This window comes from Pseudomonas sp. S2_H01 (assembly GCF_054668305.1).
In genome coordinates this window covers 2,723,720-2,747,997 of record NZ_CP162756.1, presented here as the reverse complement: position 1 = coordinate 2,747,997, position 24,278 = coordinate 2,723,720, and the positions used below count along the sequence as shown (strand labels likewise).

At 60.8% G+C, this 24,278-nt stretch carries 23 protein-coding genes; 13 read left to right on the top strand and 10 right to left on the bottom strand.

What is annotated here, in order from left to right:
* Positions 1-38 precede the first annotated feature (38 nt).
* The 3 genes from ftsX to ftsY are packed head-to-tail and all read right to left on the bottom strand — an operon-like array spanning position 39 to position 3,285.
* Complete coding sequence (ftsX, locus tag AB4N84_RS12175; RefSeq protein ID WP_074752394.1) at positions 39-1,064, bottom strand: permease-like cell division protein FtsX; 1,026 nt, start codon at positions 1,062-1,064, stop codon at positions 39-41.
* A complete protein-coding gene (ftsE, locus tag AB4N84_RS12170) occupies positions 1,061-1,732 on the bottom strand; it encodes a cell division ATP-binding protein FtsE (RefSeq protein ID WP_074752395.1) in 672 nt (223 codons plus the stop codon). The genes ftsX and ftsE overlap by 4 nt, the downstream gene beginning before the upstream one ends.
* On the bottom strand, positions 1,729-3,285 hold the full coding sequence (gene ftsY / locus AB4N84_RS12165) for a signal recognition particle-docking protein FtsY (RefSeq protein WP_460046518.1): 1,557 nt from the start codon (positions 3,283-3,285) through the stop codon (positions 1,729-1,731). The genes ftsE and ftsY overlap by 4 nt, the downstream gene beginning before the upstream one ends.
* 302 nt (positions 3,286-3,587) lie before the next feature.
* On the opposite strand from ftsY, the gene AB4N84_RS12160 reads away from it, so the two are divergent.
* The 6 genes from AB4N84_RS12160 to AB4N84_RS12135 all read left to right on the top strand — a co-directional run bounded on the left by AB4N84_RS12160 (position 3,588) and on the right by AB4N84_RS12135 (position 9,560).
* Positions 3,588-4,943: a M16 family metallopeptidase gene (locus AB4N84_RS12160; RefSeq protein WP_460046517.1), complete on the top strand. Its 1,356-nt coding sequence runs from the start codon at positions 3,588-3,590 to the stop codon at positions 4,941-4,943.
* Positions 4,936-6,432, top strand: a complete 1,497-nt coding sequence (locus AB4N84_RS12155) for a M16 family metallopeptidase (RefSeq protein ID WP_460046515.1) — start codon at positions 4,936-4,938, stop codon at positions 6,430-6,432. The genes AB4N84_RS12160 and AB4N84_RS12155 overlap by 8 nt, the downstream gene beginning before the upstream one ends.
* Positions 6,432-7,052 carry a 16S rRNA (guanine(966)-N(2))-methyltransferase RsmD gene (gene rsmD, locus AB4N84_RS12150; RefSeq protein WP_460046514.1) on the top strand — a complete coding sequence of 207 codons (621 nt, stop codon included), beginning with the start codon at positions 6,432-6,434 and terminating at the stop codon, positions 7,050-7,052. The genes AB4N84_RS12155 and rsmD overlap by 1 nt, the downstream gene beginning before the upstream one ends.
* Entirely contained in the window at positions 7,039-8,064 is a 1,026-nt protein-coding gene (locus AB4N84_RS12145) for a hydrolase (RefSeq protein WP_460047006.1), read from the top strand. Before rsmD ends, AB4N84_RS12145 begins: the two co-directional genes overlap by 14 nt.
* Positions 8,065-8,511: 447 nt before the next feature.
* Entirely contained in the window at positions 8,512-9,240 is a 729-nt protein-coding gene (locus AB4N84_RS12140) for an AzlC family ABC transporter permease (protein WP_460046512.1), read from the top strand.
* Positions 9,237-9,560: an AzlD domain-containing protein gene (locus AB4N84_RS12135; protein WP_074752402.1), complete on the top strand. Its 324-nt coding sequence runs from the start codon at positions 9,237-9,239 to the stop codon at positions 9,558-9,560. The genes AB4N84_RS12140 and AB4N84_RS12135 overlap by 4 nt, the downstream gene beginning before the upstream one ends.
* Before the next feature lie 167 nt (positions 9,561-9,727).
* On the opposite strand, the gene AB4N84_RS12130 is transcribed toward AB4N84_RS12135, so the two are convergent.
* From AB4N84_RS12130 to AB4N84_RS12120, 3 genes are all read right to left on the bottom strand, one after another.
* A complete protein-coding gene (locus tag AB4N84_RS12130; RefSeq protein ID WP_460046511.1) occupies positions 9,728-10,582 on the bottom strand; it encodes a sulfurtransferase in 855 nt (284 codons plus the stop codon).
* 69 nt (positions 10,583-10,651) lie between these two features.
* On the bottom strand, positions 10,652-11,338 hold the full coding sequence (locus AB4N84_RS12125) for a TetR/AcrR family transcriptional regulator (protein ID WP_460046509.1): 687 nt from the start codon (positions 11,336-11,338) through the stop codon (positions 10,652-10,654).
* Between the two features lie 73 nt (positions 11,339-11,411).
* Positions 11,412-12,608 carry an MFS transporter gene (locus AB4N84_RS12120; protein WP_074752405.1) on the bottom strand — a complete coding sequence of 399 codons (1,197 nt, stop codon included), beginning with the start codon at positions 12,606-12,608 and terminating at the stop codon, positions 11,412-11,414.
* A 181-nt stretch (positions 12,609-12,789) separates the two neighbouring features.
* Here AB4N84_RS12120 and AB4N84_RS12115 point away from each other — a divergent pair, with 181 nt between their 5' ends.
* The 6 genes from AB4N84_RS12115 to ggt all read left to right on the top strand — a co-directional run bounded on the left by AB4N84_RS12115 (position 12,790) and on the right by ggt (position 19,856).
* The gene (locus tag AB4N84_RS12115) at positions 12,790-14,229 is read left to right on the top strand and encodes a coniferyl aldehyde dehydrogenase (RefSeq protein ID WP_460046508.1); all 1,440 of its coding nucleotides are present in this window, start codon (positions 12,790-12,792) and stop codon (positions 14,227-14,229) included.
* Positions 14,226-14,762 carry a twin-arginine translocation pathway signal protein gene (locus AB4N84_RS12110; protein ID WP_460046507.1) on the top strand — a complete coding sequence of 179 codons (537 nt, stop codon included), beginning with the start codon at positions 14,226-14,228 and terminating at the stop codon, positions 14,760-14,762. The genes AB4N84_RS12115 and AB4N84_RS12110 overlap by 4 nt, the downstream gene beginning before the upstream one ends.
* Positions 14,763-14,792: 30 nt before the next feature.
* Positions 14,793-16,388, top strand: a complete 1,596-nt coding sequence (locus tag AB4N84_RS12105; RefSeq protein ID WP_460046505.1) for a GMC family oxidoreductase — start codon at positions 14,793-14,795, stop codon at positions 16,386-16,388.
* 817 nt (positions 16,389-17,205) lie between these two features.
* Entirely contained in the window at positions 17,206-17,691 is a 486-nt protein-coding gene (gene coaD, locus AB4N84_RS12100) for a pantetheine-phosphate adenylyltransferase (protein ID WP_074752409.1), read from the top strand.
* A gap of 91 nt (positions 17,692-17,782) precedes the next feature.
* Positions 17,783-18,034 (top strand): YfhL family 4Fe-4S dicluster ferredoxin, encoded by a 252-nt coding sequence (locus AB4N84_RS12095; RefSeq protein ID WP_074752410.1) that lies wholly within the window; start codon positions 17,783-17,785, stop codon positions 18,032-18,034.
* Between the two features lie 79 nt (positions 18,035-18,113).
* Entirely contained in the window at positions 18,114-19,856 is a 1,743-nt protein-coding gene (ggt, locus tag AB4N84_RS12090) for a gamma-glutamyltransferase (protein WP_460046503.1), read from the top strand.
* On the opposite strand, the gene AB4N84_RS12085 is transcribed toward ggt, so the two are convergent.
* The 3 genes from AB4N84_RS12085 to AB4N84_RS12075 form a co-directional block, all read right to left on the bottom strand.
* Positions 19,838-20,176 carry a multidrug transporter gene (locus AB4N84_RS12085; RefSeq protein ID WP_074752411.1) on the bottom strand — a complete coding sequence of 113 codons (339 nt, stop codon included), beginning with the start codon at positions 20,174-20,176 and terminating at the stop codon, positions 19,838-19,840. The two genes, ggt and AB4N84_RS12085, sit on opposite strands and share 19 nt — an antisense overlap.
* Before the next feature lie 116 nt (positions 20,177-20,292).
* On the bottom strand, positions 20,293-21,105 hold the full coding sequence (mutM, locus tag AB4N84_RS12080; protein ID WP_346833141.1) for a bifunctional DNA-formamidopyrimidine glycosylase/DNA-(apurinic or apyrimidinic site) lyase: 813 nt from the start codon (positions 21,103-21,105) through the stop codon (positions 20,293-20,295).
* A 42-nt stretch (positions 21,106-21,147) separates the two neighbouring features.
* The gene (locus AB4N84_RS12075) at positions 21,148-22,014 is read right to left on the bottom strand and encodes an HDOD domain-containing protein (RefSeq protein ID WP_074752413.1); all 867 of its coding nucleotides are present in this window, start codon (positions 22,012-22,014) and stop codon (positions 21,148-21,150) included.
* A gap of 168 nt (positions 22,015-22,182) precedes the next feature.
* Here AB4N84_RS12075 and AB4N84_RS12070 point away from each other — a divergent pair, with 168 nt between their 5' ends.
* The gene (locus AB4N84_RS12070; protein ID WP_074752414.1) at positions 22,183-23,379 is read left to right on the top strand and encodes a class I SAM-dependent rRNA methyltransferase; all 1,197 of its coding nucleotides are present in this window, start codon (positions 22,183-22,185) and stop codon (positions 23,377-23,379) included.
* Positions 23,380-23,598: 219 nt separating this feature from the next.
* On the opposite strand, the gene AB4N84_RS12065 is transcribed toward AB4N84_RS12070, so the two are convergent.
* Positions 23,599-24,057: an REP-associated tyrosine transposase gene (locus AB4N84_RS12065; RefSeq protein ID WP_074752415.1), complete on the bottom strand. Its 459-nt coding sequence runs from the start codon at positions 24,055-24,057 to the stop codon at positions 23,599-23,601.
* Positions 24,058-24,278 lie beyond the last annotated feature (221 nt).

The window sequence follows — 24,278 nt, the reverse complement described above, 5'->3', positions numbered from 1 at the left end:
CAAAATTTACGCTACGAAAATTACCCGAACATTAAGACTCAACGAGGTGCCAGCTCTCTCAAATGGCGTGCAACTGCGATCCACGCACCGATATACCCCAACAACACCGCCCCTAGCAAGAGCGACAGACCATCGGCCATGGGCACGCCGGCCAGGGAAAAATTGCTGCCGTACAGCCCCGCGAGCCTGACCACGGCCTCATTGAGCCAGTCCAGACCGAACGCCAGCACACCCCACGAGAGTATCCCCGCGCCGAATCCGTACAGCGCGCCCATATAAAGGAAGGGCCTGCGCACGTAGCTGTCCGTACCGCCTACCAGTTTGATGACTTCGATTTCGGTACGACGGTTCTCAATGTGCAGACGGATGGTATTGCCGATGACGAGCAACAGCGCCACCACCAGCAACACCGTCAGACCGAACACGAAGCGATCACCCAGCTTGAGAATAGCCGCCAGACGTTCGACCCACACCAGATCCAGCTGGGCCTGCTGCACCTTCGGCAATTCAGCGAGACGTGTACGTAATGCCTCAAGCGCGGCTTTGTCAACTTCCTGCGGCGTGACCAGCACGACGCCCGGCAACGGGTTCTCTGGCAGCTCCTTGAGCGCCTCGCCCAAGCCCGACTGCTGCTGGAACTCGGTCAGGGCCTGATCGCGGCTGATGTACTCCGCTTCGGCGACGCCGGGCATTCCTTTGATCTGCGTGACCAGACCTTCGCCCTCACTTGGCGAAGCATCCAGTTGCAAATACAGCGAGATCTGCGCCGCACGCTGCCAGGACCCGCCCAGACGCTCGACATTGCTCAACAGCAACGACAAGCCCATGGGCAAGCTCAACGCGACGGCCATCACCAGACACGTAAAGAAACTGCCGATCGGCTGCTTGCCCAAACGGCGAAGGCTGTCCAGCAAACTGGAACGATGGGCTTCGACCCAGGCATTGAACAACATGCCAAAGCTGGGGCCGTCGTCTTCATCGTGCTTCTTTTTCTTCTGCGGGCCTGGCTCGGCGGCCTTCGGCGCGACGCGTTCAGACACTTTAGGGCTGCGAGTGGCACTCATACGCCAGCCTCCCCGTCACCGATCAATCGACCGCGCTGCAGCGTCAGCATGCGATGACGCATGCGCGCGATCAGCGCCAGGTCGTGGCTCGCGATCAGCACGCTGGTGCCCAGACGGTTGATGTCTTCGAATACACCCATGATCTCCGCTGCCAATCGTGGATCGAGGTTACCGGTCGGTTCATCCGCCAGCAGCAAGGCCGGACGGTGGACGATGGCGCGGGCGATGCCGACGCGCTGCTGTTGGCCTGTGGACAAGTCGCCGGGATACAGCTCGGCTTTGTCCGACAGCGCCACGCGCTCCAGCGCAGAATCGACGCGTTTGGTCACTTCCATCTTGGACAGGCCAAGAATCTGCAACGGCAACGCGACGTTATTGAACACCGTGCGATCAAACAGCAACTGGTGGTTCTGGAACACGACACCGATCTGGCGACGCAAAAACGGAATCTGCGCCGTGCTGATCTGGCCCAGGTCCTGCCCGGCCAACAGCAGCTTGCCGGTGGTTGGGCGCTCCATCGCCAGCAGCAGGCGCAGCAAGGTACTTTTACCGGCACCCGAGTGGCCGGTCACAAACAGAAACTCTCCACGACGCACTCGAAAGCTCAGCTCATGCAAGCCGACGTGTCCGTTCGGATAGCGTTTACCGACCTGTTCGAAACGAATCATGTGCGCTCCCGCTCGGCGAAAAGGGCTTGAACGAAGGGTTCAGCCTCGAAAGTACGCAAATCGTCGATGCCTTCACCGACGCCGACGTAGCGAATCGGCAACCCGAACTGCTTGGCCAGCGCGAAGATCACGCCGCCTTTGGCAGTGCCGTCGAGTTTGGTCAGCGCCAGCCCGGTCAACTGGACCGTCTGGTTGAACTGTTTGGCCTGATTGATCGCGTTCTGACCGGTGCCCGCGTCCAGTACCAGCAGCACTTCGTGCGGCGCCTGCTCGTCGAGCTTGCCGATCACGCGGCGAACCTTTTTCAGCTCTTCCATCAGATTGTCTTTGGTGTGCAGACGACCGGCAGTGTCGGCAATCAACACATCGATGCCTCGTGCTTTGGCGGCCTGCACGGCGTCGAAAATCACCGAAGCGGAGTCAGCACCGGTGTGCTGGGCGATGACCGGGATCTTGTTGCGCTCGCCCCACACCTGCAATTGCTCGACGGCTGCGGCACGGAAGGTGTCGCCCGCCGCCAACATGACTTTCTTGCCTTCCAGTTGAAGCTTCTTCGCCAGCTTGCCAATGGTGGTGGTCTTGCCCGCACCGTTGACGCCCACGACCAGAATCACGAAGGGCTTGTGCTCGGATTTGATCACCAGTGGCGCTTCCACCGGCTTGAGCATTTCGGTCAGCTCGCTTTGCAACGACTTGTACAGTGCGTCACTGTCAGTCAGTTGTTTACGCGCCACTTTCTGCGTCAAGTTACGCACGATCAGCGAAGTTGCCTCAACACCAACGTCCGCGGTCAGCAAACGGGTTTCCAGCTCATCAAGCATGTCGTCGTCGATGGCTTTTTTGCCCAGAAACAGGCTGGCCATGCCTTCGCCCAGGCTGGCGCTGGTCTTGGACAAGCCCTGTTTGAGACGCGCGAAGAAACCAGGCTGCTTCGGCTCGGCTGTCCCGGATGCCGGGGCGGTCGCGGGAGCGGCAGGCGCTTCTACAACGGGCACGACCGGGGCACTCACCGGTGCTATGACCGGAGGCGGTGTGACTGGCGAAGGCTGCGACAACGCCGGCAAATCATTGCCGGCAACAGGGTCAGGCAAGGCCACCGGGATCGGCTCGATCGACGGCGGCACTTCGAAGGAGGTGACGTCGACCACCGCTGGCTGCACAGGCGCTTGAGGCGTCGCGAGGTCCGCCTGCACGTGCGAAGCGGTGTACGCCGGAATCTCAGGGGTAACGTGCGGCTCGCTCTCAGGCGTCAATGCGACCGGCTCTTCGGCAACCGGCAGTTTCAACCACGGCTCGGCGTCAGCGGGCTCGATAATCGGCGCGGGCGCGTGGGCGGTAATGGCCTCCGGCACGGGCTCGGCAGGTATGACGGGAGCAATCTGCGGCTCAGCAACGACTGGCGTCTGTTCGACGACAGGCTCGGGCGCTGCTGCAGGTACGTCTTGCGGCTGTTCGGCGACGGTTTCCTGCGGTTTTTTACGCAGCCATCCGAACAGGCCTTTCTTCTCGCCAGCCGGGGCTGGGGTCTTCTTGTCGTCGTTGGAACCAAACATGGAGGACGGCTATCTCAAGGTAGCGACGCGCCAGAGCGGCGCCTCTGAAAATTCTGTCAATGCGAAACAGACTGCTTTTATGTCCGCTTGTTCATCAGTTGGCTGAGTGAGCTTTACTCGACAATCGCTCAACACTCCCGGCAATCCCTACAGAAATGCGCCATAGCAGCGCATTTCATCGTAGTCCGATTCCCAAGCATGAGTCTTAGACATAGTCGGCAGCCAAACTGGCCGCTATCCTAACACCCCCGCGCCCGCCGACGCTAAGTTCAAGCAGGCCGCCTCGAAGGTTCAAATTACGAATGAATGCTCTCGCCCGCTGTGCCGCAGGCCTGCTGCTCGGCACACTCTGTTTGCCCCTTGCAGCCAACGCCGCCGATCCCCAACCCACTTCCGAATTCACGCTGGATAACGGCCTGAAAGTGGTCGTGCGCGAAGACCATCGCGCGCCGGTCGTGGTGTCTCAGGTCTGGTACAAGGTCGGCTCCAGCTATGAAACGCCCGGCCAGACGGGCCTTTCCCATGCGCTTGAACACATGATGTTCAAAGGCAGTTCCAAGGCGGGTCCGGGTGAAGCGTCGCTGATCCTGCGCGACCTGGGCGCCGAAGAGAACGCCTTCACCAGCGACGACTACACCGCCTACTATCAGGTGCTGGCGCGTGACCGTCTGAGCGTAGCCTTCGAACTGGAAGCCGACCGCATGGCGACGCTGAAGCTGCCACCGGAAGAATTCGCCCGCGAGATCGAAGTCATCAAGGAAGAGCGCCGCCTGCGCACGGACGACAAGCCCAATGCCAAGGCTTACGAGCGCTTTAAGGCCATCGCCTACCCTGCCAGCGGCTATCACACGCCGACCATCGGCTGGATGGCTGACCTGGACCGCATGAAAGTCGAAGAGCTGCGTCACTGGTATGAATCCTGGTACGTGCCGAACAACGCCACGCTGGTGGTGGTCGGTGACGTGAAACCCGACGAAGTGAAGGCCTTGGCCGAGCGTTTCTTCGGTCCGATTCCGCGCCGCGATGTTCCACCGTCGAAAAAGCCGCTCGAATTGCCTGAGCCAGGCCTGCGCCAGATCACTGTTCATGTGGCGACGCAGATGCCGAGCCTGATGTACGGCTTCAACGTACCGAGCCTTTCCACGGCCACCGACCCTCAGTCGGTGAACGCACTGCGCCTGATCTCTGCCCTGCTCGACGGTGGCTACAGCGCGCGCATTCCGACCCGCCTCGAACGCGGCGAAGAGCTGGTCACCGGCGCATCGTCGGACTACGACGCCTATACCCGTGGCGACAGCCTGTTCACCATCAGCGCCACGCCTAACCAGCAGAAGAAGAAAACCCTGGCCGACACCGAAGCCGGTATCTGGCGCCTGCTCGACGAACTGAAAACCAAGCCGCCGACCCAGGAAGAACTGGAGCGGGTGCGTGCCCAGGTCATCGCCGGGCTGGTTTACGAACGCGATTCGATTACCAGTCAGGCGAGCACCATCGGCGAACTGGAAACCGTCGGGCTGTCCTGGCGGCTCATCGACCAGGAGCTGGCCGCGCTGCAAAGCGTGACGCCGCAAGACATCCAGAAAGCTGCACGCACCTATTTCACCCGCGAACGCCTTGCGGTCGCACACGTTCTGCCTGAGGAGAAAGCCCATGAGTAAGCGCAACGAAACACGCTTTGCGCGAACGCGGGCCCCTGCGTTGTTGCTTGCCGCGACCCTCGGCCTGTTCGGCGCAGCTTCGGTGATGGCCGACACGACCGCTGACGCACCCAAGGCGATCGACAAGGCCGCCAACACCCTCGAATCGCTGAAAGAGCTCGACGGCAAAGCACCCGCCCGCCGGACGCTGAACATTCAGTCGTGGAAAACCGCCGAAGGCGCGCGCGTGCTGTTCGTCGAAGCCCATGAGCTGCCGATGTTCGACATGCGCCTGCTGTTCGCTGCAGGCAGCAGTCAGGACGACGCGACGCCGGGTATCGCACTGATCACCAACGCCATGCTCAACGAAGGCGTGAAAGGCAAGGATGTCAGCGCCATTGCCCAAGGTTTCGAAGGTCTGGGCGCCGACTTCGGCAACGGTTCCTACCGCGACATGGCCCTTGCGTCGTTGCGCAGCCTGAGTGCGCCGGACAAGCGTGAGCCTGCGCTGAAACTGTTCTCGGAAGTTGTCGGTAAACCCACTTTCCCGGCCGACTCGCTGGCGCGGATCAAGAATCAGCTGATGGCCAGCTTCGAGTACCAGAAGCAGAACCCCGGAAAGCTTGCGGGCGACGAATTGTTCAAGCGCCTGTACGGCGATCACCCCTACGCACACCCGAGCATGGGCACGGCTAAAAGCATCACGCCTATCAACCTGGCTCAGCTAAAAGCCTTCCATGCCAAGGCTTACGCAGCCGGTAACGCGGTCATTGCGCTGGTCGGCGACCTGTCCCGTTCGGAAGCGGAAGCCGTGGCCGCGCAGGTATCGGCGTCGTTGCCGAAAGGGCCGGCGCTGGCGAAGACCGTCGCACCGACCGAACCCAAACCAGGCGAAACCCACATCGAGTTTCCGTCGAAGCAGACGCACCTGATGCTGGCTGAACTGGGCATCGACCGCGCCGACCCGGATTACGCTGCGTTGTCGCTGGGTAACTCGATCCTGGGTGGCGGTGGTTTCGGCAGTCGCTTGATGTCGGAAGTCCGCGAGAAGCGCGGCCTGACCTACGGCGTGTCCTCGGGCTTTACCCCGATGCAGGCTCAAGGTCCGTTCATGATCGGGCTGCAGACCCGCGCCGAACTGAGCGAAAACACGCTCAAGCTGGTCAAGGACATCACCCGCGACTTCCTCGCCAACGGCCCGACCCAGAAAGAACTGGACGATGCCAAGCGCGAACTGGCGGGCAGTTTCCCGCTGTCGACGGCCAGCAACTCGGCGATCGTTGGCCAACTGGGTGCCATTGGCTTCTATAATCTGCCCCTGACCTACCTCGAAGACTTCATGACGCAGTCCCAGAGCGTCACCGTCGAGCAGATCAAGGCGGTGATGAACAAGCATCTGGACGCTGACAAGCTGGTGATCGTGACTGCCGGTCCGACCGTCCCGCAGAAACCGCTGCCGCCCCCTACTGATAAACCCGCCGAGCAACCTCTCGGCGTTCCGGAGCACTAATGACCTCGACTTCCAAGCCGCCGCGTATCCACAAAGGGCACAAAATCCACACGGGCCTGGGCCAACTGCGGATTATCGGCGGCGAATGGCGCAGTCGGCGTCTGAGTTTCCCTGACGGCCCGGGCTTGCGCCCGACGCCGGATCGCGTGCGTGAAACGCTGTTCAACTGGCTGGCGCCTTATATCGAAGGCGCCCGTGTACTCGACCCGTTCGCGGGCAGCGGCGCGCTGTACCTGGAGGCCTTGTCGCGTGGCGCCAGCATGGGCCTGGCGCTGGACACCAACTCAACCGCCATTTCCAGCTTGCGCGAACACTTGGGCACCTTGCGCTGCACCGTCGGCAAGACGCACGCCACCGACGCACTGCGGTATCTGGAGTCGCAAGCGGCTGAGCAGTTCGACGTGGTCTTTCTCGACCCTCCGTTCCATCAGAATCTGCTGACGCCCGCCTGCACGCTTCTCGAAGAGCGCAACTGGCTGGCGGATAACGCGTGGATCTACACCGAGAGTGAAACCGCGCCGTCGACCCTTGGCCTGCCGGGCAACTGGCGCCTGCACCGTGAGAAAAAGGCCGGGCAGGTGTATTACGCGCTATGGGAAAGAAGTGTTGCCGCGAGCTGACAGCCGTCCGTTCGTTCCCGCGTTCGGACTCGGCAACCCTCACCTGCAGACCCTCTGGGGCCCGCTCTGGCGAAAAACCATTCACATGGATCGTCGACGCGAGCGCATCTGGCTGCAGGATGGGGACTTCCTCGACATGGACTGGTACGGACCGCACGACGCCAAAGCACCCGTCGTGCTGGTGCTCCATGGCCTCACCGGCTCCTCCAACTCGCCGTACGTCGTTGGCTTGCAGCAGGCAATGGAAAAACGAGGCTGGACCAGCGTCGCGCTGAACTGGCGAGGCTGTTCTGGCGAACCCAATCTACTTCCGCGCAGCTACCATTCCGGCGCGAGTGAAGACCTGGCCGCCGTCATCGCACATATCCGCACCGCACGACCACTGGCGCCGTTGTACGCGGTCGGCTATTCGCTGGGCGGCAACATTCTGCTCAAGCACCTGGGCGAGTCAGGGCTGGACAGCAACCTTCAAGGTGCGGCGGCGGTTTCGGTGCCGTTTCGTCTGGATGAGTGCGCTGATCGTATCGGCCTGGGTTTTTCCAAGGTCTATCAGCGGCATTTCATGCGTGAAATGGTCGGGTATATCCGCGACAAACAGCGCCGCTTTCAGCATGAGGGCATGAACGAAGGCCTCGCCACCCTTGCCGCACTGGGTTCGCTGGACAATCTGCGCACGTTCTGGGACTTCGATGGAAAAGTGACCGCGCCACTCAACGGTTTTGTCGACGCTCAGGATTATTACCGCCGCGCCTCAAGCCGCTATTTCCTCGGAGCAATCCGCACGCCGACGCTGCTGGTGCAGTCCCTGGACGATCCGTTCGTGTTCAAACACAGCCTGCCGGACGCGAGCGAGCTGTCCGCAAGCACGCAGTTCGACCTGCAAAACCAGGGCGGTCATGTGGGGTTTGTCGGCGGCACGATCAGAACGCCGACCTATTACCTGGAACAGCGGATTCCGGAGTGGTTGGTGGATGTGCATGGGGCTCAAGCAAGTCTGACACTTCGCCCTTGATTCCCCCCAGGGGCGTGAGAACAAGGCTTTCCCGCGGCGCAGATTCCGTTCGCCGACCCTGTAGGAGCCGGCTTGCTGGCGAAAGCGGTGTGTCATTCGCCGTCGATGTTGCTGACCCACCGCATTCGCCAGCTTGCTGGCTCCTACAGTATCAGCGTCGTCCCCAAGTTTTCGTAACGACGCGAACCCTGTAGGAGACGTCCGAGGTTACGAGGGTATGGGCCGCACTCGGACGAACGCGGTTTGTCAGCCGCAGTTGATGCTGCTGACCCACCGCATTCGCCAGCAAGCCGGCTCCTACAGTATGAGTGCCGCCTTCAAGCCTTCGGAACGACGCGGACCCAGCCAGCCGGCCCCTGCCGTTCAACGCTGTTTTGGATCTGTGCAAGATCGTTCAAGACAGCGACACACCACCCGCCTACCATTCGGGACATAAGGAGAAACACCATGTCCCGTCATCAACTCTACGTTCGCGGTCTTCGCGACAGTGTGCCCATGCTCGTCGGCATTGCGCCGTTCGGCATCATCTTCGGAACCCTCGCCGGGGTCGGCGGTTTGTCGCTGTGGCAAGCGGTCGGCATGTCGATGTTTGTCTACGCAGGCTCGGCACAATTCATCGTCGTCAGCCTGATGGGCGCCGGGGCCAGCGCCGTGGTGATCCTGCTGACCACCTTCATCGTCAACCTGCGCCATGTGCTCTACAGCGCTACCTTGCAGCCGCAAGTGCAGGGTTTGCCGCAACGCTGGCGATTGCTGCTGGCGTTCTGGCTGACCGACGAAACGTTCGCGGTCGTGCAGCGCTACTACCTCGTCCACGGCCGCCAACCGCTGGCGCATTGGTATTGGCTCGGTGTGGCCAGCGCACTCTATGCCTGTTGGGTCGGCAGTTCGCTGGTGGGCGTGTTGTTCGGTCAGGCGGTGCCGGACATGGCGAGCTGGGGTCTGGAGTTCGCGATGCTGGCGACATTCATCGGCATTGTGGTGCCGCTGCTACGCAATCAACCGCAGATCGCCGCCGCACTGGCCGCGGGCGCCGTGGCACTGATGACCTGGTCGCTGCCGTACAAACTGGGGTTGATGGCGGCCGCATTCAGCGGGATTGCCGTGGGTGTTTTGCTTGAGCGTCGACAGGCTGCCAACCCTCACGACCGGTCGCACGCGCGGGCACAGTCATGAGTTATTGGTGGCTGATTCTGGGCATGACGGCGATCACTTTTCTGATGCGCTACAGCCTTTTCGCGTGGCCCAACCTGCGCTTCCCGCCGGTCGTGCGACAAGGCCTGCACTACGTGCCGACCGCCGTCCTGACCGCCATCGTGGTGCCCGGCATGCTGCTGCCGGACGGCGAGCATTGGCAGGTATCGTTTCAGAACGCTTACTTGCTGGCCGGCCTCGCCGCCATCGCGATTGCAGCGTTCAGCCGTAATTTGCTGGCCACCATTGGCGGCGGTCTGGTGGTGTTCTTTTTACTGCGGTGGGCGATGGGGCAGATTTAGCCCGAACTCGGCCAGATGTACCGCCCCTGTGGGAGCGAATTCATTCGCGAAAGGAGGGTTCATTCGATGCCTCGCCATCGGCTGCACCGCTCCATTGCGAATGAATCTGCACAGATCCAGTCCGGCAGCAGATCGATCAAGACTGCCAAGCCGGTCAGCAGAGCGCGTTACTCCCCCGTCGCTACCCCACGGGCCGGATCATTGATCCACTCGCTCCACGACCCTGCATACAACCCGCCCAGCGGATAACCCGCCAGACACAATGCGAACAGGTTATGGCACGCCGTGACACCGGAACCGCAATAGGCCACCAACTGGTCTGGCGAGCGGCCTTTCAACGTTTGCGCAAACCGCTGCTTGAGCTGTTCAGCCGGGAGGAAACGTCCATCGGGGCCGAGATTGTCGGTGAAGGCTGCGCACTGAGCACCGGGAATGTGCCCTGCAATCGGGTCGATCGGCTCAACCTCGCCGCGAAAGCGCGCCGGCGCACGGGCGTCGATCAGGGTCATCTCTGGCGCTCCGAGCCGCGCCTGCAAGTCGGCCGCACTCAACACCAGGGATTCATCGGGCTTGCCCTGAAACGAGCCTTGTCGATGGTCCGGCGGGTCAAGGCTCAACGGCAGTCCCGCCCCGTGCCAGGCCTTCAGACCGCCATCGAGGATGTACACGCCATCACGTTTGCCCAGCCAGGCCAGTAACCACCAGGCGCGGGCGGCGTAGGCGCCCGGGCCATCGTCGTACAGCACAATCTCGCTGTCGTTATTGACGCCCCAAAAACGCAGGCGCTCGATCAGCACTTGCGGATCCGGCAGCGGATGGCGACCGGTGACGCCTTTGATGATGGGGCCGCTCAGGTCGTTGAGCAGGTCCGCGTAGGAAGAGCCCTCTATGTGACCTTCGGCATAGCTGCGCTGGCCGTAGTCCAGGTCATCAAGGGAGGAACGACAATCTAGAATCACAAGCCCCGGCTGTTGTTGGCGTTCGGCCAGTTGTTGCGGGCTGATCAATTGCGCGATGGACATGACAGGCTCCTGCAGACAGTGAAAGTGGCGATAGTGATAAGACAATCCAGTTGAGCGGATGAGCACGCTTCAGCTCGCGTCCTCCAGCGCCTTATTCAGCGGCACGTAAAATTCGGCGCACAGCGCGTGCACAGCTTCCCGAGCGTCGGGTGTGACGTAAGCGAGCTCGAGCATCAGCACCTGATACACGCCGCGCCGAATGGCGTCTTCGTTCAGGTGCGTGGCGTTTTCCCGGGTGGTGCAGAGGAAACGCACCCAAGAGGTCAGGATGATCCAGGCATTGAGCGTGAGCGATTCGATCTGGACCTTGTCCATCTCCAGAATCCCGGCTTCGACGAAGCCGCCGTAAATGGCCATGGCCTTGATCAGGCAATGCTGCGAAAACCGCCGATAACGTGCCGCCAGCTCAGGGTCAGCTTCGAGCAGGTGTTCAAGGTCGCGGTGCAGAAAACGGTAGCGCCACATGCCGTCGAGAATCGCTGTCAGGTAATGACGCTTGTCTTCGACACCCGGCAAGCGGCCTTTGGGCGGATGCAAAAAGCTGTCGACCAAGGCTTCGTATTCGGTGAACAGCTCGGCGATGATCGCCTGCTTGTTGGCGAAGTGGTAATACAGATTGCCCGGCGAGATCTCCATGTGCGCTGCGATGTGGTTGGTGCTGACGCTGCGCTCACCCTGCAGATTGAACAGCTCCAGGCTGCTCTGCACGATGCGTTCACGGGTCTTGATGCGTATGGTTTTAATGCGCGGCGCCATGCTCGACTCGAACGTTGGGACGTGACAGGAATGTGTCCGATCTTAACGCAAGGACCACGATGGGGTGCAGCCCTCACGACTCGACGGATGCCACCACCTTCGTCCGGGTGGCGATGGCCACGGCAAGGCCAATCAACACGGCGGCCACTGCCAGCGCGAGAATCACGCCTCGCAATCCTATCGACACAGCCAAAACACCCACCAGCAAACCGGCCAACGGTTGCGTCAGGTTGTTCAGCAGCGTAATGACGCCGACGGTCTTGCCGAAATCGCGCACCGGTATCACCCGCTGGCGAATGGTGCGCATGTAGACATTGAACATTTTGTCGAAGCCAACGACGAGCAGAAAGCCCACTACATAGATCTCGGAGGCCGCGCCCGTGGCAGTGATCAGCGCACCCAGCGTAATCGCGCAATACGACACCCGGCCAAGCACCGACAGCGGCAATGAGACCCGGGCGAGCCCGAACAGAATCAAAATAGTGACCAGCGCACCCGACGCTTGAAGCGCCGCGTAGAAGTCTTTGCTTTCACCGAATGAGCCAATGACCATGGCGGCCGAGCTGGCCAGCGTCACGCCTACGATGAGATTCACACCCGCCGCCAGACAGATGATCTTTTTGAGCTCGGCGGACTGACGGATGTGCCTGAAGGCAATTCGTAAGGGCTGAAACCAGATGTCTGCGTGCTGCTCGAACGTTTCCAGCGTCACGTTGCTGGAACGCTGCCACTCACGCATGGCGACGTCGGCCAGCACAAACAGCAACGCCACGCCAATCACCACACCTGGCCACGGGCAGAACTCCAGCGAGAGCGCTGCCAGCAACGGTCCGAGGACGAGCCCGGTCTGGTCGGCGATCTGTGAGTAGGACAGGGTCTTGCCGTATCGGTAATCCGCGAAGATATGGGGCATCACCACCTCACGCGCCATGATCCCCTGGGTGGTCAACACGCCGCAGATCGCGGAGAGCAGCACCAGCCAGTAAATCCCGCCAAACACCCCGTACAAGACAACAGCAACCATGCACACCACCGCGCGGTACATCTGACTGATGTGCAACAAACGAATCGGGGCGAACTTGTCGCACAGCGCGCCGCAGATCGGGAACGCCAGAAAGCGCGGCAGCGTCTCGACAAAAAACGCCAGGCCCGCCCAGGAAGCGCTTTGGGTGGTCTGGAAGACGATCAGCGGCACCAGAAACAGCAGGACCTGATCGGCCAGCCGCGAAAGAAAAAGCGAAAAGAAGAACGCCAGATAGTCCGTACGCATTGAGACTCCATGTCAGGTGCTGCAAAGCGGTTCACCCGGAACCGGGCGCAAGCAGTCTGGCTCGCGGATTTGCGCTGCGCAAGGGGCATGACAACGTTGGCAATGACCTAGACAAGACCATTTGACTTTATAGAGCAATGACTCTAAAACAACGCTACAACGCCCAAAAGGAACTGCAGCAATGCCTGTTGAATCCGTCCGCCTGCCCCTGCCTGACGATCTGCCCGACCCGCATGCCGAACTTCAGCGACTGTTCGATAATCAGCGCCGGGCCTTCGCGGCGAACCCCATGCCGGTCGCCGGGCAACGCCTGCAGTGGCTCGACAGCCTTCGTCAATTGCTCAGCAACGAGCGCCAGGCGTTGATCGACGCCATCAGCGCCGATTTCAGCCACCGCAGCGCCGACGAGACGCTGCTCGCCGAATTGATGCCGAGTCTTCACAACATTCATTACGCACGCCGACATCTGAAAAAGTGGATGCGCGCGTCTCGGCGCAGCGTGGGCATGGCGTTCCAGCCCGCCTCGGCCAAAGTCATCTATCAGCCACTGGGCGTGATCGGTGTGATCGTGCCGTGGAATTATCCGCTGTACCTGGCGATTGGCCCGCTGGTGGGCGCCTTGGCGGCGGGTAATCGGGTGATGCTCAAGCTCAGCGAGTCCACGCCTGCGACAGGCGAGTTGCTCAAAAAGCTGTTCGCCCAGGTTTTCCCCGAAGACTTGGTGTCGGTGGTGCTGGGCGAGGCGGACGTCGGCGTGGCGTTTTCCCGACTGCCTTTTGATCATTTATTGTTCACTGGCGCCACCAGCGTCGGGCGACACGTGATGCGCGCTGCGGCTGAGAACCTGACGCCCGTCACGCTGGAATTGGGCGGCAAGTCCCCTGCCATCGTCTCCCATGACGTGCCGTTGAAGGACGCTGCCGAGCGCATTGCTTTCGGCAAGACGCTGAACGCCGGCCAGACCTGTGTCGCGCCGGATTACGTTCTGGTGCCCAGGGACCGCATCGACGACTTTGTCGACGCCTACAAAAAGGCGGTCACGGGGTTCTATCCGACACTGGCGGACAACCCGGACTACACGGCGATCATCAACCCACGGCACATGGCGCGGTTGAACAGCTACCTGGCCGACGCGACGAGCAAGGGCGCGAACGTCATTTCTTTATACGAAGAGGGCCAAGGGAGACGCATGCCGTTCAGCCTTGTACTCGACGTGAAGGACGAGATGCTGGTCATGCAGGACGAGATTTTTGGCCCGCTATTACCCATCGTCCCTTACGAGCGCATCGAGCAAGCATTCGATTACATCAATCAACGACCTCGCCCACTTGCGCTGTATTACTTCGGCTACAACAAGGCCGAGCAACAACGGGTGCTGGAGCAGACGCATTCCGGTGGTGTCTGTCTCAACGACACCCTGCTCCATGTCGCACAGGATGACCTGCCCTTCGGCGGTATCGGTGCATCCGGGATGGGGCACTACCACGGTCACGAAGGTTTTCTGACGTTCAGCAAGGCCAAATCCGTGTTCATCAAGCAGCGCTTCAATGCCGCGCGGCTGGTTTATCCACCGTATGGCAAGGCGATACAGAAGCTGATTCAACGGTTGTTCGTGCGATGAGTGTCGCGGCTTTGGGCGTTTCCCGGCGGGGCGTTCTGAAATTGGGGCTCGGGGCGACCGTATTTCTGTCCACAGCAGGCGTGACGGCGAGTCTCAGCGGATGCTCAAGCACGACGGCCGCGCCGGGTTTCAGCGTTTTGCGTGCCAGCGACATGCCGTTTTTGCAGGCGGTGATCCCGGTCATGATCGAGGGCGCCACGGCGGCGGTCACCGTACAAAATGCGGTAGATGCCACGCTGCATAGCCTGGACAGCGGCTTGGCGCGACTGTCCCCGGAAATGCTCAAGCTGACTCAGCAACTGTTCGATGTGGTGGCGATGGCGATCACCCGAGGACCGCTGACGGGCATCTGGGGTCGTTGGGAAAACGCCGACGCCGAACAGATCCGGCACTTTCTCGGCCGCTGGCAAAACAGTTCGCTGAACCTTCTGCGTCAGGGTCACAGCTCGTTGCTGCAACTGGTGCTGATGGCCTGGTATGGCCGGGCCGAGTCGTGGGCCGCATGCGGCTATCCCGGGCCGCCGAAAATCTAACCCATAAAAACAATAAAAAACCGAGGTTCTATGCCTGTTCCCGACACGTTCCGCGAGGGTCAAGCTCGCGGCTGGAAAACCCATGACGGCTCGACGCTTGAGCAAGACCTGACGCTGGAAGCCGATGTCGCCATCATCGGCAGCGGCGCAGGCGGCGGCACTACGGCGGAAATCCTCAGCGCAGCCGGGCTCAAAGTGGTGATCATCGAAGAAGGGCCGCTGAAAACCAGCTCGGATTTCAACATGCTGGAGGATGAGGCGTATTCGACGCTGTATCAGGAAGGGATCGGCCGCATGAGCAAGGACGGCGCCATCACGATTCTGCAAGGCCGCGCGGTAGGTGGAACCACGCTGATCAACTGGACATCAAGCTTTCGCACGCCCGACCAGACCCTCGACCACTGGGCGCGCGAGCATGGGGTGAAAGGCCACAGCCCCGCCGAAATGGCCCCGTGGTTCGACAAGATGGAACAACGACTGGGCGTCTCGCCGTGGATCATGCCGCCAAACGCCAATAACGACGTCATTCGTCAGGGCTGCGAGGCGCTCGGTTATAGCTGGCATGTCATCCCGCGCAACGTGCGTGGTTGCTGGAACCTGGGCTATTGCGGCATGGGCTGCCCGACCAACGCCAAGCAATCCATGTTGGTGACGACGATTCCCGCGACGCTGGAGCGAGGGGGCGAGTTGCTTTATCTGACGCGCGCCGAACGCCTGATCATCGAGAACGGCAAGGTACTCGGCGTGGAGTGCCAGGCGATGGATGAACGTTGCGTCGCACCCACCGGGCGCAAGATCACGGTCAAGGCGCGTCACACGGTGCTCGCCGGCGGCGGCATCAACAGCCCCGCCCTGCTGATGCGCTCCAAGGCACCGGACCCCCATGGCCGCTTGGGCAAACGGACGTTCCTGCACCTGGTGACGTTCTCGGCCAGCCTGTTCGACAAGGTCATCAACCCGTTCTATGGCGCGCCGCAATCGATCTACTCCGATCACTTCCAGTGGCGCGACGGCGTGACCGGGCCCATGGCCTACAAGCTTGAGGTCCCGCCTTTGCAGCCAGCACTGACCACTACGTTGCTGGGCGATTACGGTCCGAAGAATGCAGAACGCATGGCCCAGTTGCCGCACACGCACATGATGCTGGCGTTGCTGCGCGACGGCTTCCACCCCGACAGCGTCGGCGGAACGGTCGAACTGCGCGGCGATAACACGCCGGTGCTGGATTATCAGGTGTCGCCCTATGCCTGGGACGGCGTACGCCGCTCGCTGCACAGCATGGCCGAGATCCAGTTCGCGGGCGGCGCAAAGGCCGTCATGCCGCTACACGGTGATGCCGACTACGTGAAAACCGCCGCGCAGGCGCGCTCGCTGATCGACACCCTCAGCCTGGAAATCTTCCGCACGCGCCTGGGCAGCGCGCACGTCATGGGTGGCTGTGCGATGGGCGAAGATCCGAAGCACGCCGTTGCAGACAGTCTGGGCAGGCACCATCAACTGGAAAACCTGTCGATTCATGACGGATCGCTGTTTCCGACCAGCATTGGCGCCAATCCGCAGTTGTCGGTGTACGGGCTGACGGCAAAACTGGCGACGGGGTTGGTCAACCGATTGAAGCGCGCCTGACGCATCACCCGTAGGAGCCTGCTTGCTGGCGAAAGCGGTCGTTCAGGCAACCTCAATGTCACTGACCCACCGCATTCGCTGCCCTCGTAACCTCGGACGTCTCCTACAAGTACTGCGCCGTTCCGATGATTGCGGTCGATATCTAATCTGTAGGAGCCGGCTTGCTGGCGAATGCGGTCGTTCAGGCAACCTCAATGTCACTGACCCACCGCATCGCTGCCCTCGTAACCTCGGACGTCTCCTACAGGTACTGCGCCGTTCCGATGATTTGCGGTCGATATCTAATCTGTAGGAGCCGGCTTGCTGGCGAATGCGGTCGTTCAGGCAAACTCAATGTCACTGACCCACCGCATCGCTGCCCTCGTAACCTCGGACGTCTCCTACAAGTACTGCGTCGTTCCGATGATTGCGGTCGATATCTAATCTGTAGGAGCCAGCTTGCTGGCGAAAGCGGTCGTTCAGGCAACCTCAATGTCACTGACCCACCGCATCGCTGCCCTCGTAACCTCGGACGTCTCCTACAGGTACTGCGTCGTTCCGATGATTGCGGTCGATATCTAATCTGTAGGAGCCGGCTTGCTGGCGAATGCGGTCGTTCAGGCAAACTCAATGTCACTGACCCACCGCATCGCTGCCCTCGTAACCTCGGACGTCTCCTACAGGTACTGCGTCGTTCCGATGATTTGCGGTCGATATCTAATCTGTAGCCGGCTCCTACGAGGCCCTCTATCGCGGCCAGTCCTGCGGCCTGACTTGGCCGACCCAGTCTCCTGCGCTACCATCCGAGTCCCCTACGGACTCCGACCAGGACGACGCGATGAACCGAGTGTTGTACCCAGGCACCTTCGACCCTATCACCAAGGGCCATATCGATCTGGTCGAGCGTGCCTCGCGGATGTTCGACCAAGTGGTCATCGCCGTTGCCGCCAGCCCCAAGAAAAACCCGTTGTTTCCTCTGGAGCAACGCGTGGATCTGGCTCGCGAAGCGACCAAGCACCTGTCGAACGTAGAAGTGGTGGGATTTTCAAGCCTGCTGGCGCATTTTGCCCAGGAACAGAACGCCAACATTCTGTTGCGCGGACTGCGTGCCGTTTCCGACTTCGAGTACGAGTTTCAGCTCGCCAACATGAATAAACAGCTCGCGCCTGACGTGGAAAGCCTTTTTCTCACGCCGTCCGAACGCTACTCATTCATTTCATCTACGCTGGTCAGAGAAATTGCCGCGCTGGGTGGTGATATCACTAAATTCGTACACCCGGCGGTCGCTCAGGCGCTCAAGGAAAGGTTCCAGCCCGGTTCGTGAGTGATGTTCAGGTGCATACCGAGCGCTAATGCGGCACAATTCGCCGCATTAGTTTAGATATGCCCCGGTGTCGACCGCGGCAGGAGTATCCATGTCCCTGATCATCACCGACGATTGCATCAATTGCGACGTCTGCGAACCCGAGTGTCCGAACGAAGCGATTTCCCAAGGTGAGGAGATCTACGTGATCAACCCGAACCTGTGCACCGAATGCGTTGGCCATTACGACGAGCCGCAGTGCCAGCAAGTCTGCCCCGTGGACTGCATTCCGCTGGATGAGAACCACGTCGAGAGCAAAGATGAGCTCATGGCCAAGTACCAGTTGATTACCAGCAAGGCATAACCAAAGGCATATTTTGTCGGCATCCGCGCTTTCGCCGAAGACACTGGCTGTAATGCCTGTTGACCTGAGCGAGATACGCATGACATCGATGCTGGAGCGAATACCCTCGTTGTTTGGCGCAGTGCTTTCACTGAGCGCCCTTTCGGCTCAAGCCAGTCCTGATCACCCTGACCAGGCCGCCATTGCCAGCCCACACCCCATCGCCACCGCCGCCGGTCGGGAAATCCTCGTCGACGGCGGCAACGCTTTCGATGCCGCCATCGCGATCAGCGCGACCCTTGCCGTGGTCGAGCCTTACGGTTCGGGCATGGGCGGTGGCGGCTTCTTTTTGCTGCGCCAGGCAGGTGAGCCTGTCCAGTATCAGTTCCTCGATGCGCGAGAAAAAGCGCCGCTCAAGTCCAAGCTCAAGATGTTTTATCGCCACGGCGTTGCTCAGCCGGACCTTTCCCTGAATGGCCCGTTGGCGGCCGCGATCCCGGGGTTACCGGCTGCCCTGGTTGAACTCGCCGAGCGTTATGGCCGGTTGCCGTTGAGCATTTCCATGGCGCCTGCCATTCGTATTGCGTATCGCGGTTTCAAGGTCGATGAGGTGTATCGGGAGCGTGCCAGTTGGCGGTTGTTTGCCCTGCGCGCCAACAAGGAAAGCGCCCGCCTGTTCCTGCGCAACAACGAAGTCCCTGACATCGGCGAAATCATCAAACAGCCCGAACTCGCGCAGACGCTGGATCGTCTGGCGGACAAAGGTCGCGCCGGGTTTTACAGCGGGCTGACGGCACAAGCGATGGTCAGCGGGGTTCGCGCCGCGGGCGGCATCTGGAATTACCATGATTTCGAAGAGTACGAGGTCATCACCCGCACGCCGCTCCGTTTCCAGCTGGCGGACCAGCGGGAGCTGATCAGCGCGCCTCCGCCTTCAGCGGGCGGCATTGCCTTGGCACAAAGCCTGTTCATGCTGCAGCAACTGCCGTGGCGGGAGTCGGAAAAAGTCCAGCGCGCCCATTACGTCGTGGAAGTGCTGCGACGCGCCTTTCGCGATCGGGTGTTATTCGGTGATCCTGACTTTGTGCCCAATCCGATCGCTCAGGTCCTGGCACCCGACTACCTGTTTGAGCTGACGGGCAGCATCGACCCTCATCGCGCCACGCCCAATAACATCCTGCCGCCCGCACCGCGCTGGCGCGAAGGTGACAACACCAGCCATTTCTCGGTCCTCGACAACGAGGGCAACGCCGTCGCCGCGACGCTCTCACTGAACCTGCCGTTTGGCTCGACCTTCACCGTGCCCGGCACGGGCGTGATTTTGAACGACGAAATGGACGACTTCGCGGTCGATCCCAAAGGCAGCAATACCTACGGGCTGGTCGGCAGCCAGGCGAACATCATCGAACCCGGCAAGCGTCCTCTGTCGAGCATGAGCCCGAGCTTCATTGAAAGTCCGCAGGCGTTCACCGCCTTCGGCACGCCAGGCGGCAGCCGGATCCCCAGCGTGGTGCTGTTGTCGATGCTGCAATACCTGGACGATCAGCCAGTGACCCAATGGACCTCGGCGCCGCGCTACCATCACCAATACATTCCGGACGTGCTGGAGTACGAGGCCGGCGCGTTCACCGAAGAGGAATTAAGTGACCTGCGCGAGCGCGGTTATCGCCTCAGGGAGACCAAGCGCGATTTCGGAAATCAGCAAGTGCTGTTGTGGCGCAAGAACAACGCCAAGGTAGAAGCCGCGAGTGATCCTCGCGGAATAGGTCTGTCAGCGACGTTCAGGCCCGATGCGCCGCTGAATCTAGTGCGAACCTGCGCCGATCAGTCGTGCTTGCCGTAGCCGCTCGTGGTGCAACCCAGGCAGCGCACGAAGGCTGCTTTGCCCGGATCGACGACCAGTGCCTTGCCGGTCGCGCCGAGGTTACCGCCCGCCGCAGCGAACGGCGATGCGATCACGAACAGGCCCGCACCAATCACGGTTGCCACGATCAGCAGCGGACGCGCGATCAGCAGGTCCCCCATCATCGCGTAAGCCGGGGGATTCTGAATCTGGTACACCGGATCACCGCTGCCAGCGGCCTCAACCTGCGCCATGGCCGGTGTCATCTGCAAGCCGAAGAACACGGCCAGGGTAGCGGCGAGAATACGAAACGGGCGCATGGCGTGATCCTTCAGGCTCGACGAAAAAGTGATGGTGCTCACTATAAACAGGGATCGGGGTTAAGCAAGGGGATGTCTGTCTCATTCGCGACACACATTCCGCCGGGCGCCGCGCGCTACTTCTGACATTTGGGGCAATAAACGCTCGCCCGTTGCCCCAGTTTGACTTCGCGCATCGTCGTGCCGCACACCTTGCAAGGCTCTTCGCCGCGTCCGTACGCGAACAATTCCTGCTGGAAATACCCCGGCTGACCGTCACCGCCGATGAAATCACGCAGCGTCGTACCGCCCCGCTCGATGGCAGCGGCCAGAATGCGCTTGATCTCGATGGCCAGCTTTATATAGCGCGCCTTGGAAATGCTCTTGGCCTCACGACGCGGGTCGATCCCTGCCGCGAACAGTGCCTCGGTTGCGTAGATATTGCCCACGCCCACCACCACCGCGTTGTCCATGATGAACGGCTTCACCGCCATCGACCGTCCGCGCGACAGCTCGTAAAGCCGCAAGCCATCGAACAGATCGGTCAACGGCTCAGGCCCCAGACGCATCAACAACTCGTGGTTGTGAGGATCGAGACTCCAGAGCATTGCGCCAAAACGCCTCGGGTCGGTGTAACGCAGCGCCAGCCCGGATTCCAGTTCGATGTCGACGTGCTCGTGCTTGAGCGCGGGAAGCCCCGCTTCGACCAATCGCAGATTGCCCGACATGCCCAAGTGGCTGATCAACGTTCCCACCTCGGCCTGAATCAGCAGGTATTTGGCGCGTCGCTCCACGACCACGATCTTCTGGCCGGACAGGCGCACGTCCAGATCCTCCGGAATCGGCCAGCGCAAACGCCGATCGCGAACAATCACGCGACTGACGCGTTGCCCTTCCAGATGAGGCGCGATGCCCCGACGGGTGGTTTCGACTTCAGGTAATTCAGGCATCAGGCAGCAGCTCGGAGGCGACGGGACCGCAGGCGCACGTGATCAGTGCGCGCTCAGTTCACGGATACTTTCTTTGAGGTTTTCGAAGTCGTAATCGGACAGGCCGACGTAATCGAGAATCAGATGACCGATGCTGTTCCATTCATGGTCAATGGCCTGATTCCCCAATACGCGATGGGACGAGCAGATGTGCTCGGCCATCTTAAGGGTCGCCAGCAGGTTTTTCAGCGGCGCATTGCGGCCTGAATCGTCCTGAAAGATCGCCAGCGCATTGTGATGGTTGGCGATGGCATTGCTGACATGTTCAGGCAAACGCCAGGACTTGGCCGTGAAATAGCCGACTACCGCGTGGTTCGTGTTGAGAATGCGGTTCTCCGTGTCCACCACCCGGCACTCCGGCCCGGCTTTGGCGTAGGCCTCTTCCAGCACGTTCATGTACTCCGGGAAACGCTTGAGCATCAACGGCACGCCGCAGTCGTGGAACAGGCCCAGCGCGTAGGATTCGTCCACCGTCTGCGAGCCGAGTCGCTTGGCCAACGTGAGGCTGGTCATGGCGACATCCTGAGCGGTGTCCCAGAAGCGGTTGAGCACCACGATGGTTTCGTCAGTCATCTCGCCCTTGATCGACTGCGCGTTGATCAGGTTGATGACGGACCGGCTGCCCAGCAGATTCACCGCACGCTGAATGGAAGCGATCTTGTTGGCCAGACCGTAATGCGCCGAGTTGACGATTTTCAGCAGAGCGCCGGAGAGGCCGGGGTCCTGTGCAATCAACCGGGCGATCACACCCAGATCAGGGTCGGGCATGTACTGCTCCATCTGCAAATCGACCATGATTTGCGGCTGGGGCGGAACGCTGATGCCTTGCAACGCCTGCTGGATCTGCTCGGAAGTAAGCTCTTGGGACATAAGTACACACTCAAGGTCAGGGGGCGATTCTAACCTTTACCGCCCATGCTTCGACAACCGCTGAAACACTCTCTGGATCCGACAGACCGCTAGCCGGTTAATTCATCGCCAGACGCCCGCAAGCGAGATCACACGTTATAATCCCGCTCTTTTTTCCGGAGCGACGTCATGTCCCTGCCTAGCTTGCGCCTCAAGCCCAACGCCGACCGTCGCCTGCGCGCCGGTCACCTGTGGATCTACAGCAACGAAATCGACGTTGCCGCCACCCCGCTCAACGGCTTTGCTCCGGGCGCTCAAGCGATTCTGGAAGCAGCGGGCGGCAAGCCGCTGGGCATCGTCGCCATGAGCCCCAACAACCTGATCTGCGCGCGCTTGCTGTCGCGCGACGTCAAGCTGCCGCTGGACAAGTCGCTGCTGGTGCATCGCCTGAACGTCTGCCTGTCGCTGCGCGAGCGCCTGTTCGACAAACCTTTTTATCGACTGGTGTACGGCGACTCCGATCTGTTGCCGGGTCTGGTGGTCGATCGTTTCGGCGATATCCTGGTGGTGCAGCTGGCCTCTGCGACCATGGAACAGCACAAGGACGATGTCCTGGCGGCGCTGATTCAAGTGATCAAGCCGAGTGGCATTTTGCTGAAGAACGATTCCGCCGCGCGCGACGCCGAGGGCCTGACCCGCTACGTCGAAACCGCATTCGGTCTGGTGCCTGAGTGGGTGGCGCTGGAAGAGAACGGCGTGAAATTCGAAGCGCCGGTCATGGAAGGCCAGAAAACCGGCTGGTTCTATGACCACCGCATGAACCGCGCGCGTCTGGCGCCGTACGTCAAAGGCAAACGCGTGCTGGACCTGTTCAGCTACATCGGCGGCTGGGGCGTGCAGGCCGGCGCGTTTGGCGCCAGCGAAGTGTTCTGCGTTGACGCCTCCGGGTTCGCGCTCGATGGTGTTGAACGCAACGCCGGGCTGAACGGTTTTGCCGAGAAAGTCACCTGCATCGAAGGCGATGTGTTTGAAGCGCTGAAAGAGTTGAAAGCCGCTGAAGAGCGTTTCGACGTGATCGTTGCCGATCCGCCAGCGTTCATCAAACGCAAGAAAGACCTGAAGAACGGCGAAGGCGCCTACCGTCGCCTGAACGAGCAGGCCATGCGCCTGCTGAGCAAAGACGGCATCCTGGTCAGCGCATCCTGCTCGATGCACCTGCCCGAAGATGATCTGCAGAACATCCTCCTGACCAGCGCCCGTCATCTGGACCGCAACATCCAGCTGCTGGAACGCGGCGGCCAGGGCCCGGACCACCCGGTACACCCGGCCATCCCGGAAACGCGCTACATCAAGAGCATTACGTGCCGGTTGTTGCCCAATAGTTGATTTTTTGGCGACCTGACTGACGCAATCGCGGGCAAGCGCGCTCCTACAACGGACCGCGTTTACCTGCGATGTACGCGGTGTACGCGGTGTACGCGGTGTACGCGGTGTACGCGGTGTACGCGGTGTACGCGGTGTACGCGGTGTACGCGGTGTACGCGGTGTGATGCAGCTCAAGAACGCCGCGGTCAACTGTAGGAGCGCGCTTGCCCGCGAAAAATCTCACAGCCAAACCGCATCCCAGAGCGGGTAATCCCCCACCCGCTTGACCAATCCGGCCCTCAACGGATTGGCAACGATGTAACGCGCAATCGCCTGCAAATCCTCCTCTCGCCTGACAGCCCTGTCGTGGTAACCCTTCTGCCAGACGCGAAGCGGCGTGTGACCAGACCTCATGATCGCAAGCGCGCTGCCGGATTTAACCCGCCGCATCAACATTCCCAAATTGCCCTGCCTCAATCTCACCAGCCAATGAAAATGGTCTGGCATGACAACCCACGCCAACGAGTCCGCGATGCCTTCCTGCTGAACACGGCGAAACTCGTCCACCACCAACCGGCCTGCCAACCAGTTGGAAAAGAGGGGTTGGCGGCCATGTACGACAGACGTCAGAAGATAAATCTGGCCATCACCCGAATATCGCCCCAACCTCAAATCGCAGGCCCTTTTAGATGCAGACATTCCCTTGTCCCTGAAAAAATGGTTCAAGGAAAGGCTAGTGCAAGCCTGAACCAACGAGGGTTGATCAAGTAATCAGATGTGTTCGGACTGGCGCTTTCGCGGGCAAGCGCGCTCCTACAGTCGAGCGTATTCCCATGTGATAACGCATTCATTTGTAGGAGCGCGCTTGCCCGCGAACAGGGCCTGCGGCATTTCAAAAACCAACCGTTCAGGCTCAAGTC

What these genes read in the sequence shown, in the direction of transcription:
- AB4N84_RS12140 (WP_460046512.1), top strand. Translation starts at nt 8,512, where the DNA reads ATGTCCCGTCATCAACTCTACGTTCGCGGTCTTCGCGACAGTGTGCCC.
- AB4N84_RS12120 (WP_074752405.1), bottom strand. Translation starts at nt 12,608, where the DNA reads ATGCGTACGGACTATCTGGCGTTCTTCTTTTCGCTTTTTCTTTCGCGG.
- AB4N84_RS12095 (WP_074752410.1), top strand. Translation starts at nt 17,783, where the DNA reads ATGTCCCTGATCATCACCGACGATTGCATCAATTGCGACGTCTGCGAA.
- coaD (WP_074752409.1), top strand. Translation starts at nt 17,206, where the DNA reads ATGAACCGAGTGTTGTACCCAGGCACCTTCGACCCTATCACCAAGGGC.
- AB4N84_RS12125 (WP_460046509.1), bottom strand. Translation starts at nt 11,338, where the DNA reads ATGGCGCCGCGCATTAAAACCATACGCATCAAGACCCGTGAACGCATC.
- AB4N84_RS12135 (WP_074752402.1), top strand. Translation starts at nt 9,237, where the DNA reads ATGAGTTATTGGTGGCTGATTCTGGGCATGACGGCGATCACTTTTCTG.
- rsmD (WP_460046514.1), top strand. Translation starts at nt 6,432, where the DNA reads ATGACCTCGACTTCCAAGCCGCCGCGTATCCACAAAGGGCACAAAATC.
- AB4N84_RS12155 (WP_460046515.1), top strand. Translation starts at nt 4,936, where the DNA reads ATGAGTAAGCGCAACGAAACACGCTTTGCGCGAACGCGGGCCCCTGCG.
- AB4N84_RS12105 (WP_460046505.1), top strand. Translation starts at nt 14,793, where the DNA reads ATGCCTGTTCCCGACACGTTCCGCGAGGGTCAAGCTCGCGGCTGGAAA.
- ggt (WP_460046503.1), top strand. Translation starts at nt 18,114, where the DNA reads ATGACATCGATGCTGGAGCGAATACCCTCGTTGTTTGGCGCAGTGCTT.
- AB4N84_RS12130 (WP_460046511.1), bottom strand. Translation starts at nt 10,582, where the DNA reads ATGTCCATCGCGCAATTGATCAGCCCGCAACAACTGGCCGAACGCCAA.
- mutM (WP_346833141.1), bottom strand. Translation starts at nt 21,105, where the DNA reads ATGCCTGAATTACCTGAAGTCGAAACCACCCGTCGGGGCATCGCGCCT.
- AB4N84_RS12070 (WP_074752414.1), top strand. Translation starts at nt 22,183, where the DNA reads ATGTCCCTGCCTAGCTTGCGCCTCAAGCCCAACGCCGACCGTCGCCTG.
- AB4N84_RS12065 (WP_074752415.1), bottom strand. Translation starts at nt 24,057, where the DNA reads ATGTCTGCATCTAAAAGGGCCTGCGATTTGAGGTTGGGGCGATATTCG.
- AB4N84_RS12110 (WP_460046507.1), top strand. Translation starts at nt 14,226, where the DNA reads ATGAGTGTCGCGGCTTTGGGCGTTTCCCGGCGGGGCGTTCTGAAATTG.
- ftsX (WP_074752394.1), bottom strand. Translation starts at nt 1,064, where the DNA reads ATGAGTGCCACTCGCAGCCCTAAAGTGTCTGAACGCGTCGCGCCGAAG.
- AB4N84_RS12160 (WP_460046517.1), top strand. Translation starts at nt 3,588, where the DNA reads ATGAATGCTCTCGCCCGCTGTGCCGCAGGCCTGCTGCTCGGCACACTC.
- AB4N84_RS12115 (WP_460046508.1), top strand. Translation starts at nt 12,790, where the DNA reads ATGCCTGTTGAATCCGTCCGCCTGCCCCTGCCTGACGATCTGCCCGAC.
- ftsE (WP_074752395.1), bottom strand. Translation starts at nt 1,732, where the DNA reads ATGATTCGTTTCGAACAGGTCGGTAAACGCTATCCGAACGGACACGTC.
- ftsY (WP_460046518.1), bottom strand. Translation starts at nt 3,285, where the DNA reads ATGTTTGGTTCCAACGACGACAAGAAGACCCCAGCCCCGGCTGGCGAG.
- AB4N84_RS12085 (WP_074752411.1), bottom strand. Translation starts at nt 20,176, where the DNA reads ATGCGCCCGTTTCGTATTCTCGCCGCTACCCTGGCCGTGTTCTTCGGC.
- AB4N84_RS12075 (WP_074752413.1), bottom strand. Translation starts at nt 22,014, where the DNA reads ATGTCCCAAGAGCTTACTTCCGAGCAGATCCAGCAGGCGTTGCAAGGC.